Here is a 15107-nt window from a genome sequence, read left to right on the forward strand (position 1 = left end):
ATGAGTTAGAACAGAGATTATGGGCTATCATTCTATGAAACGCAATAGGAGGAATCCGAATGAACAGGTCGGATGTTATTTTGGAGCTACAACTTGTACCAGAGCTTTTGAAGCAAGCCGAAGCGATGTATGTCGATGCAGTATCGGAATTAAACTGGGCGAAGCATATGCTTCTCTCCAAGGAATACGAAGTGATTGGTGAAGGCCATGTGACTGGCAAAAATGAGCTTCAACGGCAAGCGGAAATGTGGCCGTACACGAGAGATTTGCAGAAACAGGTTTTACAAATGGAAGATGCTGTGGAACATGCCAAAGTGGATTTTCACTTTTATAAGCGAAAATTAGAAAATCTGCAAATCATCGCGAAGCTGATGACGATTTTATAAAAGAACAGATGGCGTAAGTTCCAGCCCGTAATCGAGAGATTACGGGCTTTTGGATTTGGTATACCATGCGTGTCACTTGTACATCCTAGGGGGAGAAGTGTCAATGTAAGTTTTTAACAGGAGGTCAGGCCCAGATGAAAGCAGTTCAGAACATCGTAGCAGCCAGCGTGGGGTTGCTTATTTTAACAAGTTGTCAGTCCGTCCAACCCACCTCTCTCAATGAAGCGGCATCACCGCCTTCCACCATCGCGGTTTCTTTAATCGGAACGAACAATCAATCCGTAGGCAAGGCTGAATTTACAGCAGTCCAAGAGGGTGTATACTTGAACGTTCAAGTGACTGGACTCCCTCCTGGCGTACATGGGTTACACATCCATGAGAAAGGTGCCTGCGTAGCGCCAACATTTGATTCCGCAGGTGCTCATTTCAATCCGCAAATGAAGGAACACGGTTTCATGAATCCCAAAGGCGCACATGCCGGCGATCTGCCGAATCTCATCGTAGATGCCCAAGGTAATGGACATTTCAGTGCGGTGACGAAGTCTGTTACACTGGCGCCAGATCAACCGAATTCGCTCCATAAACCTGGGGGAGTTAGCGTTGTTATACATGAGAAAGCAGATGATCTGAAGACGGATCCGTCTGGTAATTCGGGCAAGCGCATTGCTTGCGGTGCTGTGAAATAGGGAAGGAAGGTTTGCTACACCATGATTAAAACACAGGATCTCAAGCTGCAAATGGATGAGTTAACGAAGCAAAATGATATGGTTCTTATTGAGCTGGAACAGGTTAAAAAGATGCTGATTTCTAGCAGCCAAGGGTCACAGAGCGGACAAAATGGTCAAGCCAACCAGCAATCCGCAAGTTCGGATGATTCCAATTCTGGCAAGCAGCAATCCGAACAGAGCCAGGGTCAAGACCAAAATCAAAGTCAATCACAGCATCAAGCTCAAGGTCAATCCCAAGATCAAAATCAAGATCAACAGAGTCAGAATTCATCCAGCAATGCGAGTCCATCCAGTCAAAACGGAGGGAATAAGCAAGTTTCTGATCTTGCAAATGAACTTTTGAAGATCAAGGACATGGTCGTGAAGCTCGAACAGAAAACGTCGCAATATGTGAGCAGCCAATCGAACGGTTCGTTAACGGAGAAAGATACGGTCAATCTGATTCTTACGTTAATGAATGGCATGGTAGATTGGGCGAGTGAGTTCGTCTCCTCAAAAGCAAATTCAAATGGCCAACTCCAATAGGAATTGGCTCACAAAGTTAAAAGGCTGAGAAGTGCTCAGCCTTTTTGTTTTTTTAAAAATAAATATGGATTAGGACGAAGAAGGAGATGCCGATTTGAAAAGCATTTGCTTTGCGCAATACTCAATAATCTCGCTTCGTCGGACAATTCCGATGAACTTGTCTGAGTCATCTACAATAGGGACGAAATTCTGAACCTTGGCTAGATCAATGAGATCAACCATATCCGCGTGAATATGAACGGGTTTATTGTTAACTCGAAGCGGGACTTCCGCGAGTACATGACGATGGGCGTTGTCAAAGCCAACTTGCTCAGCATTATTTTTAAGAAACCACAATAAATCACCTTCTGTGACGGTCCCAACATAATGACCTTGATCAGACAGAATAGGGACGGCCGTATATCGATGATACTCCATGCGTTCCAATGTTTGACGAAGGGTAGCTTGTGGAGTCGCGGTAATGACTTCGGATTTGGGTAATAGGAAAAAAGCGATATTCATTAGAAACACTCCTAACATCAGAATCAATGCCTCTAGTATAACAAACTTTGCGAATAGAATCTAAATTTGTGAAGGATGCTAGAAGAGAGGTGATGTGAATGAATCGAGCATTAACGACAGCCGCGTTAGGCATTGGAGCTGCTCAAGTGATCAAAGTTCCCTTAACGTATATGCTAAGTAAAAAATGGGACTGGTCTCAGATGGTCCAAACAGGAGGCATGCCAAGCTCACATTCCTGCGGTGTAACGGCACTTGCGACTTATATCTGCCTGAAAAGAGGCTATTCGGCTATTGATTTTGCAGTAAGCTCTGTATTTGGTGCTGTGGTTATGTATGATGCGATGGGCATTCGAAGATCCGCAGGGGAGATTGCCGTAGAAGTGAATGATTTAGATGAACAGGTGGAGCGCCTTTCAAGGCAGCACCCTGGCTTATATCATGCCAAACGCAGGAAAGCGTTGAAAGAACGTTTGGGCCATTTACCTCGTGAAGTAGCAGCAGGTGCGCTACTAGGGCTAGCCATTGGCGCCTGCAGTTATTTACTGGAGAGAAAATAAGCTTAGTGTATCACATGTGGACAACACTTCTGGAATGGGATAAGATCAAGAAATGTTCTTAGAAAGGAAGAGTCCACATGGAAACAATCCGCGTAACAACCATGGAACAGCTGAAGGCTTGCTTTGCTGTTCGTTTCAACGTGTTTGTAGACGAACAGCAAGTACCCGCACATCTAGAAATGGATGAGAAAGACGAGTCACCGCAATCCTGTCATCATTTCTTAATTCAAGATGGGGAGATCCCAGTCGGAGCGGCGAGATGGTATGAGTATCAAGAAGGTACAGCGAAATTGCAGCGGGTTGCTGTGATAAAAGCATATAGAGGAAGATCACTGGGGAAACTATTAATCCTTGCGATGGAAGAACAAGCCAAAGAGCAGGGATGTTTGTATGCAATTCTAGATGCTCAGTGTCAGGCTGAGGGGTTTTATAAGCAATTAGGGTATAAGGTGATCTCCGAGGAGCCTTTCTATGACGCGGGGATCCTTCATGTTCGAATGAAGAAATCCCTTTAACCCACAGCCAAATTATCTTCTTCCTGATGTAAACTGCCTGCAAGTGGAAAAGTAAGAATGAATCGGGTTCCTTTTCCGAGTTCACTTTCGACTTCTAAAGTACCTTGATGATCTTGTACGATTTTGTAACAAATGGATAGACCGAGACCTGTTCCCGTTTCTTTCGTTGTGAAGAACGGGTGGAAAATCATATCCAACTGGTCATTCGGAATGCCTGGCCCGTTATCTGCAATGATTAAAGTCGCGTTCTTCTGATCGCGGCTTAATCGCATGTGGATGGAGCCGTTGGCAACCATCGCTTCGCACGCATTTTTCATCATATTCAGCAATAATTGAATCATTTTATCCTGATCCATCATCATATGTATGTTGTCTGTCAATTCATGAAAATGAATTTCGTGCCCCGAGCTTGCTGCCTCTGACTCGATAAGAGAGATTACTTTCAGTACACATTCGTTCAGGGATTCCGTTCGGAAGTTCGTGCGATGCGGCTTTGAGAATTGAAGGAATTCCCCCGTTAGATCACTCATTCGATTAATTTCATCCATAATGAGCGAATACCAGCTCTCAATGTTGTAACCGCTTGCTTTTGAAAGTTGCAAGAATCCTTTGATGGTCGTTAAGGGGTTTCGAATTTCGTGAGCCATCCCAGAAGCGAGTTCCCCGATCACACGCAATCTTTCGGAGCGTTGCATCTGTTCTTCCCTTTTGATCAATGAATCCCGCTTCTTCGTAAATAAATCATGCTCTGCATGTAAAATTAAATCATCTTTGGAGCCCGCGTCCTTAGGGAATGTGGCGATGCCGTATGTATTTTGAATACCCGTCAATTTCGGGAGTTCCGAATCCAATTTCTGCTGATACGAGGTGATGGTCATGCGATCCGTGAGATGCGGCATCACCACCGCGAATTCATCCCCGCCGAAGCGGGAAATAAATAACGCGTCTTTAAATAATATTTGGAGAAGGTCCGCCATCTGCTTTAGTACGAGGTTTCCTGCTTGAAAGCCCCCCGTCGTATTCATCGCTTTCAAATCCGTGCAATCAATTAATAAAAGGACGAGCGGTTGTTCCTGATGGATGAGCTGCTCCAGTCTCCTGTGGCATTCTTCGTAATTATAAAGGCCTGTTAAGGAATCCTTGTGAGCAATCAGATAACGTTCATTGCGAAATCGGTCAGACTTCCCAGAACGTAATATGACATTTTGCGTTAGGAGTGTCACGGCTGAGAAATCAAGAAGACAATTAATCCCGTACATCCACAGTCGTGGTTCAGCATGCTGTACCAAATTGATAATCCCCAGATAGGTGAGCGCATAACCTGTCGTGAAGATCCAAGCTTTGCGTTGGTTTTCTTCAGCGTATGTATGACGTGCTAGTGCGAGTAAGTAGAGGGGATAGCTTAAATCCGAATGACCTAATACGTGAATCAAGGCCACATTGACAAGCTGTACCCAAGGTGTGGCAATAAGTGAGGCTGGAAATCGGATAGAGAGAATGAATAAACAAGAAGCAGTCAGGAAAAAGAGGGTATTGGATACGGAATCTAAATAAAGCGCGTAAGCGCTGTACAGAATGACATACAAGTAGTAAACCCAATTAATATTCACCCTATCATCTCCCGAATGGTTTGTCCTATGCGAACACATCTGTGACAATTTCTCTGTTTGTCGTAAAATCCCTTCTCTACCAACGAATTTTGTGAAAAATAACAAAAATAAGATCGAAAAAAGCCCTGAGTAACTGACTACTCAAAGCTTCTGTCGAATGGCGTCTATTCAGGAAGTTGAATGGTTTGATGCTGCTGCACGAACGTCATTTCCCCCGTACGGCCTATGAAGCTCGGCATATCATCGCCATAATGCATGAGATAGATGAGCTTCTGAACGTGGACAGGAAGGGTGAGCAGTTCTGTTAACGTTGTATGAACATAACCTGGCCCGATCAATTGACAATCGTGAAAAATGGTGTGACAATTTCGAGTAGCAACCACTTCGTTGATGAGAAATTCCGCATTAAATAAAATATCTGCACTATAGAAGATCCGTTCATTCAGGAAGATCGAATAGTTCAGCTTTTCGATAATATGATGGGTAGGGATAAGTTCAATTGTTAGTTCTGGTGAAATGGCGAAGGGTTCGTATTCTTGCACGTAAACAACCTCGAAATAGTCATGAAGGTTGTTGAATGCCTCCGCGGGGTTATATAATCCGCCTTTCAGCGTGTTTTCCCATAAAATCGTGGCCAGTGCTTCCGTCACATAAAGTTTCGTTCGTTTCTGTTTATATTGGTAATAGAGTCTGAAGGCCAATTCCTCTAGTCCGCCAACATGATCGGCATGAATATGCGAAATGAGGATACCATCAATTTGATCTAGTTCAATGCCAAGCTCGTGCAGAGATTTAGGGGTCGTTGATCCGCAATCGATGAGAAGCTTATGTTCGGTAGTATGGATTAATGCACTCGTATTATAGTAGGACTTGGCAAACGCACTGCCAGTTCCCAACATTTGAATTTGCAAACTCATTCAGTCCGCCTCCAATTTTCGACAAAAATCCATCTTTTTCTAGAGTAACATGGGAAGTTAGTGTCTTTCAACCTATTGGAGCGATCTTCCCGAAAAGTCACGTAGCACAATTCATAAAAAAGGTGTGATTTCTTTAATGATTCGTCTAGTCATTGTACTTGTCCTTCTAATTGTGTGCCTTGTTTTAATCGTTGGTGTTTCGACGTATGTCGGATGGCAATTGACGCATCCCAAACGCAAACCTGTTGATGATTCGCCAGAGAACTATCAGCTTGCTCACAAGGATGTGAAATTTCTTAGTCGTAAAGAAGACGTCATGTTGGACGGTTGGTACCTGGAATCCCCCTATGCGCCTTCGGGTCCGAAAGCGATGACGGTGATCTTTTCGCATGGTTATGCGGGAACAAGGCTGGAGAAAGGGGTCCCCGCCTTAGCGCTGGCAGAAGCCATTGTGAAAGCAGGGCACCATGTGCTCATGTTTGATTTTAGAAACTCAGGACTCTCCGAAGGGACGACGACGACAATTGGCTTGTTGGAGAAAGAAGACATCCATGGCGCTATCGATTGGGTCCGATCGGAAACGGATGGGGTGGCGACCATATGTCTCCTTGGGTTCTCCATGGGGGGCACTGCATCACTCCTAGCTGCCGCAGAAGATAAATCCATTGCAGGCGTCATCACAGACAGCGCCTTTAGCCAATTAGGTCCATATTTGAAAGCGAATCTGCCTGTCTGGTCAAAGCTCCCGCGCTATCCGTTTACTCCGTTAATCTTGACGATATTGCCAAGGTTGATCGGTGTTAATCCAGATGAGGTGGATGCACTTACTGCATTGGAGGAAATTGCGCCTAGGCCAGTGCTCTTCATTCATAGCGAGGATGATTCAGCCATACCTGCTTCCAATAGCATCGAGATGTATAAGCGTTTTCCAGATGATTTTGAGCTATGGGTAACGACTAAAGCAGACCATGTTGGCACATTTCAACTGCAATCCGAGGCTTATATTAAGAGAGTTCTTAATTTTATTACGAAATTATAAAGATCATCGCAACTCTTCGAATTCATTGGCGTATATAGATGCAGACATACAGATGACTAACGAGGTTGGAGGTTTATGGGGATGAAAGTTCAACGCATTTTTACGTTGATGGTCGCGTTCTTTGTTTTAAGTACGGCTGCGGTGGTGGCCTCATCGATATGGGGGGAATATAAGGGATTCAATATTGCTCGTGTCGTCGTAAACAATCAAACCAAAGAATTCGGAGATTCCGATGTGCCGCCATTGATTGTAGATGGCAAGACGGTATTACCTCTTCGCGCGATGAGCGAAGCACTGCAATCTTTGCTGCGCTGGGAAGATTCAAGCAAAACAGCTTACTTGTACAAACCGAATGTCCATATGTTCTTCACAACAGAAATTCGTAAAGATTCTTCCATCGTTCCTTTTAGTGTTGTTGAGCGTGGGGAAGAGGCCAACTTTTACGTGTTTGCTCAGGTTGATAATCTAAAAACAAGCATTAACTCCGTTCGCGTTTCCATCGTCTCGCCAAGCGGCAGCAATGTGATTACACCTGTGGAAAAATCGATCTCGGATTCCAAGGAATCCTTCTGGCTGAAAGTTCCTGTATATGGTGTTTCATTCGATCAGTCGGGTACCTATGTTGTCAAATTCGCGATGAAGCAAGATGGCAGCAGCGAGTATACAGTTGTATCTGAAAAACAAATTCAATCCGAATAAGCTGATGTGAAGACCTCTTGTTTGACCTCTAATTCTGAAAATGATAGGATATTTACGTAACTTATTATTTGATGAAATGAGGTTCTGCCTGTGAGCGATGAGAAGCATCATGTGCACGGCCCGGACTGTGACCACGATCACGACGAGCAAGGGGAAGACATTTTTATCGTAACGGACGAGAACGGTGTAGAGCATGAAATGGTCATGGTATATACCTTCCAATCTCAAGAGCAAGCGTATGCGGTTCTACTTGATCGCAATGATCCTGAAGCAGATGGCGTCATTTTCCGTGTTGAGGAAGAAGACGAAGATGCGTTCCTAGTGAACATTGAAGATGAAGCAGAGTGGGAACGTGTCGTAACGATTTACAATGAAATCGTGGCTCAAGAAGGCGAAGAATAAGCGCGATACATAAGACATAAGAACCCCCTAGCAGAGTGATCTGTTAGGGGGTTTCTGTGTTTACGTCATTTTCTTGGGTTGAAATACATGATTCGTCCATTGAATAAATGAAGTTCAGCTTTCAGAAGTTTGCCGAGGTATTTACAAAATTCATTGCCCTTACTCTTGTCGCCATGGGTAGCGTCTTCAGGTAAGACGAATTGCACGAAGGGACGTTCCTGTTCTTGATCTTGCTCCGAACCGACACCCACCACGATATATTTGTACAGTGGATTGATGCCTTTCAGGTAAAACCATTTGCCTTCGCCTTCGGGTTTCGTCTCAATCGTATAAGGGAACCCAGCTTCATCATACTCCCAGCCAAGCTGCTTGGCTGTCAAGCTAAGTTGATCGCGGTAATGCAACAACTTCTCCTTCAATTCATCCAAGGTAAGTGAGGCAACCGTAGAGCCTGTTACGAATTTAATATAAGCGCTTTGAGCCATTCCTTGATCACCTCATTCGCTGAACATCAACCCTATCATAGCACCATGTAAACGGTTTTACAATAACTCCCTCATGGTAGAGAGAGTCTAGAAGATCGCTTGTGTTTCCACGATCACTTTGACTTGTTGGACGCTGCGATCTTCAGGCCCTTTCACAGGCAGACCGACTTCGACATGCTCCACAATGTAGTCAATGAGCTCTTGAGTAATGACTTCGCCAGGAAGCAGAATCGGGATTCCCGGTGGATAAACGTAAATGAATTCAGCGATAATGCGGTCTGCGGAATCTTTAAACGGCAACGTTTCCGTTTCGCCATAGAACGCATCGCGCGGCGTTAACGTCAACTGCGGGATCGCAGGTACCTTGATCACGACTTCTTTCACCTCAACGACATCATCATTGATATGTGACAACTCTCGCAACGCCGTCAGTAGAATATCCACATTCTCTTGCGTATCACCTGGGGTGAAGAGGCAGAGGATGTTATACATATCACTCATTTCGACTTCAATATTGTAATGGTCACGCAGCCAATTCTCGACCTCAAAGCCAGTTACACCTAATTTACGAACGTGTACGCAAATTTTAGTAGGATCATAGGCGTACGTTGCTTCTTCGCCAAGAATTTCTTCGCCAAAGCAATACAGATTCGGAATTTCGTTAATTTGTTTCCGTGCGTAATGCGCAAGCTCAATCGTGCGTTCCGCCATGTCTCGACCGTTTAACGCCAAGTGTCGGCGTGAAGTATCTAAGGATCCTAGTAGGATGTAAGAAGTTGACGTTGTCGTCAGCATCGAAATAATCGTCTGAATACGCTTCGGATTCACACGGTTTCCTTTGACATTCAACACTGAGCTTTGCGTCATGGAGCCGCCTAGCTTATGTACGCTAGTCGCAGCCATATCCGCGCCAGCTTCCATGGCAGACATCGGCAGCTTATCGTGGAAGTGAATCAAGACGCCATGCGCTTCATCCACAAGCACAGGAATGTTAAAACTATGTACGAGGTCGACGATTTCCTTCAAGTTCGTGCAAACGCCGTAATAAGTCGGGTTGATCACGAGTACAGCTTTGGCATCAGGGTGTTTCTCGAGCGCTCTTCGCACGGATCGTGTCGGGATGCCGTGATCTATCCCTAGATTTTTATCACGTGCAGGCTGAATGAAGACAGGCTTAGCGCCTACGAAAATAATAGCAGCAAGAACAGATTTATGTACGTTCCGTGGCACGATGATTTTATCGCCTTCCGAGCAGACCGTCATAATCATTGTCATAATCGCGCCGCTTGTGCCCTGTACGGAGAAGAAGGTATGATCTGCGCCAAAAGCATCGGCAGCGAGCTTCTGTGCTTCTTCAATGACGCCCATCGGCTGATGGAGGTCGTCCAGAGGTGCTATATTGATAAGATCGATGGAAAGGGCGTTGTCGCCAATGAAAGCGCGAAACTCCGGGTCCATGCCGACTCCTTTTTTATGGCCAGGAATATGAAACTGAATTGGATTTCTTTCAGCATGCCGAAGCAGTGCAGAGAACAGGGGTGTACGGGTATGATCCACCTGATTATCGCTTCCCTTCTATCGTGGATTGCTTGTCCTGAAGTTACAACAAACAAAATGAGTATATCAAACCAGAGATTTCATGCAAGTTAATTTTTAAAAAATAGTTTGTACCAAAGAAGGTCAAACTAACACCAACATATGTAAAAAGGTGAATATAAGGAGAATTCGGATGATTAGCAACCTAAAATGGCGTGAAAATCGGCTATTTTCGCCCTTTGTGATCGAATTGTTAATAATTATGTTTGTTGTTGAATTTGTGAAAGGTGCACTGCTCATCACCATATTGCCGGTGTATATGAAAACCGCGCTCGGCGCTTCCACATTTATTATCGGATGGACGTTGGCCGCGCAATATATTGGTGATAATGTCCTGCGTACTCCCGTTGGCTGGATTATTGATAAATTAGGGTATCGGGTGACCATGCTGACGGGTGTTTTGCTAACGTTCATCTCGGTCGTTCTGATGGCGATTACATCGGGGTATGGCTGGATGATCTTGGCATGTGCATTGCTCGGATTCGGGACGGCGCCGCTATGGCCGTGTGTTATTACAGGGACGACGGAGGTAGCAGGGGACGAGGGCAAAGCGACGATCATGAGCGTGGTATACATGGCTTGGCTGTCAGGCGTTGGGCTCGGCCCTGTTGCGATTAATTTCTTTATCGGAGATAATCGGTATGGCTTAGCTTTTAAGCTGCTAATTGGCTGCATGACGGTTGTTGTCCTCGTTGCTCTGCTGCTTCCTCGCAAAGCGGTATCAAAGGAGCAGAAGAGTGCAGGGACTCCGATAGCGACAAAGGATACAATGGGGAGACAAAACTATTCTAAGATTCACCGTATTTCCGCTTATCTCAGTGAAGTTCGCAGATCGATGTCGGTGAGCCCTTTATTGTTTCCTGCCATGTTTGCTCAAACGTTCGCCCTAGGGATTTTAACGCCGATTCTGACGCTTTACGCAAGAGATGTGTTGAAGCTGACATCGTTTCAGTACAGTATGTTTCTAGTCGCAGGAGGCGCCGTGACGGTACTCTTTCTAGTTCCTATGGGCAAAATGGTCGATCGAATGGGCATACGCCCCTTTCTGCTGATCGGCTTCTCACTGAGCGCTGCAGCGCTGCTGTTGTTTAGTTATGTACACACAATGGGACTCTTGTATGTCATTGTTGCGACGCTTGGCGTGGGATATGCCTTCATTATCCCGTCCTGGAATGCGCTGATTGCATCAGCTATTCCTCCTGAGAAGAGAGGGGCTGTCTGGGGGTTCTTTTTGACAATTGAAGGGCTTGGCATGATTATAGGTCCTATTGTTTCGGGCAAAATGTGGGATGTATACGGGTTTCACGCGCCATTCTTGTTGAGCGGATTCGTCCTTGTCGGACTCCTTGTTCTTCAAATGTTCATTTCCATCCCCAAAAAAGGTATGGTACGATAAGGTAAAAGAATTGGTTTGGAGGCTATAAGCATCATGAATAAACAGATTGGAATCATCATGTTGTTGCTGATGACGATCTTTATCGGCTTCGGAATTATTATTCCTGTACTGCCTGAAGTAGTGAAAGACGCAGGTGCTCAATATCACAATGCGCTGCTACTATCGGTGTATTCGGCAGCTTCCTTCCTGATGTCCCCGATTTGGGGAGGCTTATCCGATCGTATTGGTCGAAGACCGATCATTTTAGTGGGATTACTCGGGTTCAGCGTTAGCTTCTTGATTTTCGGCTTTGCGAACGATCAGTTATGGGTAATGTATGTATCCCGTATCCTTGGCGGACTCTTCTCAGGCGCAGCTACAGCTTGCGCGGTTGCCTATGTTGCAGATATTACAACTGCAGAGAATCGTACCAAAGGCATGGGTATGGTTGGCATGTCGATTGGGTTAGGTTTCATTTTTGGACCTGCACTTGGCGGCATTGTTAGCAAATGGGGGACGTACACGCCATTCTTTGTGGCTTCAGCGCTAGCTTTTGCTTCCTTCTTATTTGCAGCAGCGATTCTGAAGGAATCTTTGACAGTGGACAAGCGCAGATCGCAGAAGGAGAAGGCGCCCTCACGTTGGACCGCTTTCGCTGGAGCGTCGAAATACTTGTATGTGTTGTCGTTCTTCGTTTCCTTCACATTGGCGGGACTTGAAGCGACACTTCAGTACTATCAAATGGATAAAATCGGTGCAACGCCATTTGATATCGGCATGATGTTCCTGGCGAGCGGCATTGTCGGCGCGCTCATCCAAGGCGGCGTTGTCCGCCGCCTTGTGAAGCAAGGTGCCGAGCAGCAGGTGATCGGCGTAGGGCTCTTGCTCTCCGCAGCAGGGTTCTTCCTGCTGCTCTACTCGAGCAGCGTCGTAACCGCTGCAATTTATTTGTCCGTATTCGGCGCAGGGAACGCGCTGATACGGCCTTGTGTGACGTCGCTGATTACACAGCGTACGAAGGTTGGCCAAGGCGTCGCGACGGGGCTCAGCTCCTCCATGGACAGCCTGGGCCGCATAGCAGGCCCGCTGCTCGGTGGAGCGGTGTTCGCGATCGCCCACTCGCTGCCGTTCATCATCGGCGGCGTGCTCTGCCTCGCTGCGATTCTGCTGCTGCAGCGCTTCATGTTGGTTGATCGTCAAACTGCCGCTCAGAGAGCCGTTTCCTAAGACAAAAAGCTGTACACCATTTTTCCCGCTAGGGTTGGTGTACAGCTTTTTTTGCATTATGATCGCGGTGCAAGACCGTAGAGGATGAAGTTGATCGTACGATCAATTTCTTCGGTTTCATTCCACTCCCGATCAGGCAGCAACAGGAAGCGAGCGATGAGGAAGCCGAAGATCGTAGACGTGATCAGCCGCATCGTTGTCGGCGCGGGGAGCTCAATGAGCTGCCCGCGAGCTTGGAAATGCCGAATGGCTTTATATGCCTTCTCTAAGACGAGCGAAGCAACGGTTTCTTTGAATTGCTCACGCAGATCAGGATGAAATGGGATTTCGTGCATGAAAATTTTGATCACAGGAAAGTGCTTACGGGCAAATTCTAAGCGATTTACGGTAATCGCACGCAGAAATTGTTCCACATCGGGATAGTCCGCTTCCAACACTTTCGTAAAATCCTTAACGGCGAATGGCGCAATGAGCTTCGTCATCATAGGAGCGACGATCGAGAGGAGCAACTCTTTTTTCGTTTTATAATGGCGGAAAATCGTTCCCTCTGCAACACCCGCTTTTTGCGCGATTTCACTCGTGGAGGAGCCAGCGAATCCTTTTTCCGAGAAAATTTCGACCGCCGCTTGCACAATTTTTATCTGCTTATCCGTCATTTTCTCTTCTTCATCATTTAGCCGCAGCAGCTCTGTAAGCCAGGGTTCGATTTCTGACACATAATTCACCTCTTCACCCATTCAGGAACATCCACTCATTATATCTTACGGTGCTTCTTCAATGCCACTATATTCAAGATCATGAACACGAGCGTAAAGGAAGTCAGCACGATGACATCCAGCCAAATGCGATCCCAGCCTGCCCCGCGAATCATAATATTGCGCAGTGCATCGGCGCCGTAGTACAGCGGCATGAGATGCCCGATCCAGCGGAGATAGTCAGACATGGTATCCAAGCTGAATAAGCCAGAGAAAAAGACTTGCGGCACGATAATGAGCGGGATGAACTGAATCATCTGGAATTCATTATTGGCGAAAGCTGAAATTAGTGTCCCTAATGACAAGGCGGCAAGTGCAAGGAGTAGCGTTATGAGAAGCACATACCAGAAAGAGCCGATCATCATAAGGCCAAGGATGGATGTTGCGAACCACGCAATCAATGTAGCCTGCAGCGCGGTGAAAATACCGAATCCAAGAATATAACCAACAACGATTTCCCATCTGCGAAGCGGTGTCGCGAGCAATCGTTCCAACGTTCCGCCTGTTCGTTCGCGAAGGAAGGAAACGCCAGAGAGCAGAAAGACGAAAAAGAAGACGAAGAACCCAATCAACACAGGTCCGAAATTATCAAAAGCGGCCATATTTGCACTACCATGCAAATACGCGATCGTTGGCATGATCGATGCCGCTGTAGCAGGAGCCGCGCTCTGCATCGCTTTCTGGAAAAGGAACAGTACAGCCTTGTTCTTGCTAGGATCACTGCCTTCCAGTGTTAACTGAGGGGAAGCTCCATTCATACGGAGTACGCCGTCCAGCTTGACATGTTCCAGCTCCTTCTGCGCTTCATCTAGTGTATAGCTCGTCACCTCAGCACCGCTCTCTTGCAGTTTCTGAATGAGAGGTGCAGGCACATCGACAGCTCCGAGTTTCGGCACATAGGTACTGCCATTAAACACCAATGACATCATAAACAGAATGAGCATAGGTGCAACTAACATCATCATCAATGTGCGTTTATCGTGGAAAAATTGGCGAAGAATACGAACGACAATGGCGCGAATTCTCATGCTCGGGCACCTCCATAGACTAAGAATGCTTCTTCAATTGTGGAAGTGGAAGTGGCCTGTTTGAGTTCGTCAGGCGTACCGACAGCGATCAGACTTCCTTCGCGAATCAAGCCGAGTTGATCACATTTATCAGCCTCATCCATCACATGTGTTGTTAATAATATCGTAGTCCCACTACGACTTAGATTCATTAACTCCGTCCAGATTGATTTGCGGAGGAGGGGATCGATGCCTACTGTCGGTTCATCTAGAATAAGGATTCTCGGCTCATGGAGTAAGGAAATCGCAAGCGACAAGCGCCGTTTCATTCCGCCAGAATAGTTGCTGACTTGTTTCTTCAAATGGGCGCTGAGATCGACTAGTTCCATCACGTCGCTAATTCGTTGTTTCGCTTTTGCCCCACTAAGCCCGTACAGAGTAGCAAAGAAGGACAAGTTCTCTTGTGCTGTTAACTCCGCATATAGCGCATCGGATTGCGCCATGTAGCCAATTTGAGAGAACATGGCTAATTGCGGCATCGTTTGACCTAGTACGCAGACGTGGCCAGAGGTGGTTGCATCAATGCCTGAAATCATACGGACGAGCGTCGTTTTTCCTGAGCCGGAAGGTCCCAGAAGTCCAAAAATTTGTGCGCGGGGCACAGTTAACGTAATGTTTTTCAAAACCACTTTGTCACCGAATTGCTTATGGACACCATGGACTTCAATTGATGCTTGCATGGACATGGTCGGCACCTCTTTCTAAGTGAGAATAAAGTGAGTA

18 protein-coding genes are annotated in these 15107 nt (G+C 46.2%); 10 read left to right on the plus strand and 8 right to left on the minus strand.

The window, feature by feature from the left end:
- Positions 1 to 59 precede the first annotated feature (59 nt).
- The 3 genes from MJB10_RS10535 (at position 60) to MJB10_RS10545 (ending at position 1639) form a co-directional block, all read left to right on the plus strand.
- A complete protein-coding gene (locus tag MJB10_RS10535) occupies positions 60 to 386 on the plus strand; it encodes a hypothetical protein (RefSeq protein WP_314804572.1) in 327 nt (108 codons plus the stop codon).
- A gap of 134 nt (positions 387 to 520) precedes the next feature.
- Positions 521 to 1072, plus strand: a complete 552-nt coding sequence (locus tag MJB10_RS10540) for a superoxide dismutase family protein (RefSeq protein ID WP_314804573.1) — start codon at positions 521 to 523, stop codon at positions 1070 to 1072.
- A 21-nt stretch (positions 1073 to 1093) separates the two neighbouring features.
- Entirely contained in the window at positions 1094 to 1639 is a 546-nt protein-coding gene (locus tag MJB10_RS10545) for a hypothetical protein (protein ID WP_314804575.1), read from the plus strand.
- A gap of 69 nt (positions 1640 to 1708) precedes the next feature.
- On the opposite strand, the gene MJB10_RS10550 is transcribed toward MJB10_RS10545, so the two are convergent.
- On the minus strand, positions 1709 to 2140 hold the full coding sequence (locus MJB10_RS10550; RefSeq protein ID WP_314804576.1) for a CBS domain-containing protein: 432 nt from the start codon (positions 2138 to 2140) through the stop codon (positions 1709 to 1711).
- A gap of 98 nt (positions 2141 to 2238) precedes the next feature.
- Here MJB10_RS10550 and MJB10_RS10555 point away from each other — a divergent pair, with 98 nt between their 5' ends.
- Entirely contained in the window at positions 2239 to 2697 is a 459-nt protein-coding gene (locus MJB10_RS10555) for a divergent PAP2 family protein (protein ID WP_314804578.1), read from the plus strand.
- 77 nt (positions 2698 to 2774) lie between these two features.
- Positions 2775 to 3212, plus strand: coding sequence for a GNAT family N-acetyltransferase (locus tag MJB10_RS10560; RefSeq protein ID WP_314804581.1), 438 nt, complete (start codon positions 2775 to 2777; stop codon positions 3210 to 3212).
- On the opposite strand, the gene MJB10_RS10565 is transcribed toward MJB10_RS10560, so the two are convergent.
- Positions 3209 to 4822 (minus strand): ATP-binding protein, encoded by a 1614-nt coding sequence (locus MJB10_RS10565; protein WP_314804583.1) that lies wholly within the window; start codon positions 4820 to 4822, stop codon positions 3209 to 3211. The genes MJB10_RS10560 and MJB10_RS10565 overlap by 4 nt on opposite strands.
- A 164-nt stretch (positions 4823 to 4986) precedes the next feature.
- Positions 4987 to 5739, minus strand: a complete 753-nt coding sequence (locus tag MJB10_RS10570; protein ID WP_314804585.1) for an MBL fold metallo-hydrolase — start codon at positions 5737 to 5739, stop codon at positions 4987 to 4989.
- Between the two features lie 136 nt (positions 5740 to 5875).
- Here MJB10_RS10570 and MJB10_RS10575 point away from each other — a divergent pair, with 136 nt between their 5' ends.
- The 3 genes from MJB10_RS10575 to MJB10_RS10585 all read left to right on the plus strand — a co-directional run bounded on the left by MJB10_RS10575 (position 5876) and on the right by MJB10_RS10585 (position 7879).
- Entirely contained in the window at positions 5876 to 6778 is a 903-nt protein-coding gene (locus MJB10_RS10575; protein WP_314804587.1) for an alpha/beta hydrolase, read from the plus strand.
- Positions 6779 to 6859: 81 nt separating this feature from the next.
- Positions 6860 to 7477, plus strand: a complete 618-nt coding sequence (locus MJB10_RS10580) for a stalk domain-containing protein (RefSeq protein WP_314804589.1) — start codon at positions 6860 to 6862, stop codon at positions 7475 to 7477.
- Positions 7478 to 7567: 90 nt separating this feature from the next.
- A complete protein-coding gene (locus MJB10_RS10585) occupies positions 7568 to 7879 on the plus strand; it encodes a DUF1292 domain-containing protein (protein ID WP_314804591.1) in 312 nt (103 codons plus the stop codon).
- 65 nt (positions 7880 to 7944) lie between these two features.
- Here the strand turns inward: MJB10_RS10585 and MJB10_RS10590 are convergent, their stop codons facing one another.
- Both MJB10_RS10590 and MJB10_RS10595 read right to left on the minus strand, forming a co-directional pair.
- A complete protein-coding gene (locus tag MJB10_RS10590; protein WP_314804595.1) occupies positions 7945 to 8364 on the minus strand; it encodes a DUF1885 family protein in 420 nt (139 codons plus the stop codon).
- 87 nt (positions 8365 to 8451) lie between these two features.
- Positions 8452 to 9921 carry an aminotransferase class I/II-fold pyridoxal phosphate-dependent enzyme gene (locus tag MJB10_RS10595; RefSeq protein WP_314804596.1) on the minus strand — a complete coding sequence of 490 codons (1470 nt, stop codon included), beginning with the start codon at positions 9919 to 9921 and terminating at the stop codon, positions 8452 to 8454.
- A gap of 172 nt (positions 9922 to 10093) precedes the next feature.
- Between MJB10_RS10595 and MJB10_RS10600 the strand changes: the two genes are divergently transcribed.
- Both MJB10_RS10600 and MJB10_RS10605 read left to right on the plus strand, forming a co-directional pair.
- A complete protein-coding gene (locus MJB10_RS10600; RefSeq protein ID WP_314804598.1) occupies positions 10094 to 11356 on the plus strand; it encodes an MFS transporter in 1263 nt (420 codons plus the stop codon).
- Positions 11357 to 11389: 33 nt separating this feature from the next.
- Positions 11390 to 12562: an MFS transporter gene (locus MJB10_RS10605; protein ID WP_314804600.1), complete on the plus strand. Its 1173-nt coding sequence runs from the start codon at positions 11390 to 11392 to the stop codon at positions 12560 to 12562.
- Positions 12563 to 12618: 56 nt separating this feature from the next.
- Here the strand turns inward: MJB10_RS10605 and MJB10_RS10610 are convergent, their stop codons facing one another.
- From MJB10_RS10610 to MJB10_RS10620, 3 genes are all read right to left on the minus strand, one after another.
- On the minus strand, positions 12619 to 13218 hold the full coding sequence (locus MJB10_RS10610; RefSeq protein ID WP_314805568.1) for a TetR/AcrR family transcriptional regulator: 600 nt from the start codon (positions 13216 to 13218) through the stop codon (positions 12619 to 12621).
- 98 nt (positions 13219 to 13316) lie between these two features.
- Positions 13317 to 14345: an ABC transporter permease gene (locus MJB10_RS10615; RefSeq protein ID WP_314804602.1), complete on the minus strand. Its 1029-nt coding sequence runs from the start codon at positions 14343 to 14345 to the stop codon at positions 13317 to 13319.
- A complete protein-coding gene (locus MJB10_RS10620; protein ID WP_314804603.1) occupies positions 14342 to 15070 on the minus strand; it encodes an ABC transporter ATP-binding protein in 729 nt (242 codons plus the stop codon). The genes MJB10_RS10615 and MJB10_RS10620 overlap by 4 nt, the downstream gene beginning before the upstream one ends.
- Between the last annotated feature and the right edge of the window lie 37 nt (positions 15071 to 15107).

This window comes from Paenibacillus sp. MBLB1832 (assembly GCF_032271945.1).
Lineage (GTDB): Bacteria > Bacillota > Bacilli > Paenibacillales > NBRC-103111 > Paenibacillus_E > Paenibacillus_E roseopurpureus.